The organism is Sandarakinorhabdus rubra, assembly GCF_010994245.1.
GTDB lineage: Bacteria > Pseudomonadota > Alphaproteobacteria > Sphingomonadales > Sphingomonadaceae > Sandarakinorhabdus > Sandarakinorhabdus rubra.
This window is the reverse complement of record NZ_WMHO01000344.1, coordinates 1-1,580: the sequence shown is the minus strand read 5'-3', so window position 1 is coordinate 1,580 and position 1,580 is coordinate 1. Positions and strand designations below refer to the sequence as shown.

The window sequence follows — 1,580 nt, the reverse complement described above, 5'->3', positions numbered from 1 at the left end:
CGATCTCGGCCAGCTCGGCGCCGGCCAGGCCGCGCGTGGCGGCCGCCAGCGGGTGCACCCACACATCGGGCTTGCCCAGCCGCTCGGCATAGGCAACCAGCGCCGGTTCATCCAACGGCGGCGACTGATCGGGCATCAGCAACACGCGCGTGATGCCGCCGGCATGGCAGGCGGCCGGCGCCGCGCGGAACACGCCGGCATCGATGATACCGGGCGCCACGACAAGCCCGGAGGCATCGATCACCTGCGCATGGCTGGGCGGCTCGGCATGGCCGATGCCCGCGACCTTGCGATCCTCGATATAGAGGGTGGTGACCGCGTCATGGCCGCTGGCCGGGCAGATCACCCGCCCGCCGGTGATGGCGATGGGGGCCGGCATCGTCATGCCCAGCCGGCAATCCCGCGCCGACGGCGCGTCAGCACATCAAGGCAGGCCATGCGCACAGCCACGCCCATCTCCACCTGTTCGGTCACGGCGCTCCTTGCGATGTCGTCGGCGATGGCGCCGTCGATCTCCACACCGCGGTTCATGGGGCCGGGATGCATCACCAGCACATCGGGCGCGGCGCGCGCCAGCCGCGCTTCGGTGAGGCCATGGAAATGGAAATACTCGCGGGTGGAGGGGACATAGGCGCCGGCCATGCGCTCGGTCTGCAGGCGCAGCATCATCACCACATCGGCGCCGTCGAGCCCTTCATCCATGTCGGTGAAGGCGGTGACGCCGAGCGCCTCGACGCTCTCGGGCAGCAGGGTGGGCGGCGCCACGGCGCGCACCTCGGCGCCCTGACCGGCGAGCAGCAGGAAGTTGGAACGGGCCACCCGGCTGTGCAATATGTCGCCGCAGATCGCCACTTTCAGACCCGCAATGCGCCCCTTGCGGCGCCGAATGGTAAGCGCGTCGAGCAGCGCCTGGGTGGGATGCTCGTGGCGGCCATCGCCGGCATTGAGCACCGGGCAATCCACCTTTTCCGATATCAGCTGCACCGCGCCCGAGGCGGCGTGGCGGATGACGATCACGTCCGGCCGCATGGCGTTCAGGGTGGTGGCGGTGTCGAGCAGCGTCTCCCCCTTCTTAACGCTGGAGCCAGAGACGCCAAGGTTGACGACGTCCGCCCCCAGACGCTTGCCGGCGATCTCGAAGCTCAAGAGCGTGCGGGTGCTGTTCTCGAAGAAGGCGTTGATCTGGGTAAGGCCGGCCAGGCGGCCATCATGCTTGGCCGCGCCGGCGCGGTTGAGGTCCACCCACTGCTCTGCCTCATCGAGCAGGAAGGCGATCTCCCACGGCTTCAGCGCCGCGATGCCGAGCAGATGATCATGGGGAAAGGGATGCGCGCCATCAGCAAGAGCGGGGTGGGAGGGCGCGCGAACCATCAACCCCCTCCCTATCGCCCGTTGCCGCCAGGGGCAACCCCGAGTGCCCATGCTGGCGCCATTCGGGTGCGTCGCGTCAGTATTTGAGCGCCGGCAGCACCGAGGCGAAATCGTCGCGCCACAGCGGCGTTTCCGGCCGGGCGCGCAGCGGCGTCCAGCCGCCACCGGCCGCGGTGAGCTGGCGCAAGCGGGCCGGATCGCGGGACAGC

1 protein-coding gene and 1 pseudogene are annotated in these 1,580 nt (G+C 69.6%); both read right to left on the bottom strand.

Annotated features, from left to right (window positions below):
- Nucleotides 1-385 (bottom strand): annotated as a pseudogene (locus tag GJV64_RS14270) (dihydroorotase); the annotation flags it as partial.
- Nucleotides 382-1,371 carry an aspartate carbamoyltransferase catalytic subunit gene (locus tag GJV64_RS14265; RefSeq protein WP_164158119.1) on the bottom strand — a complete coding sequence of 330 codons (990 nt, stop codon included), beginning with the start codon at nt 1,369-1,371 and terminating at the stop codon, nt 382-384. The gene GJV64_RS14265 and the pseudogene GJV64_RS14270, both read right to left, overlap by 4 nt.
- Nucleotides 1,372-1,580 lie beyond the last annotated feature (209 nt).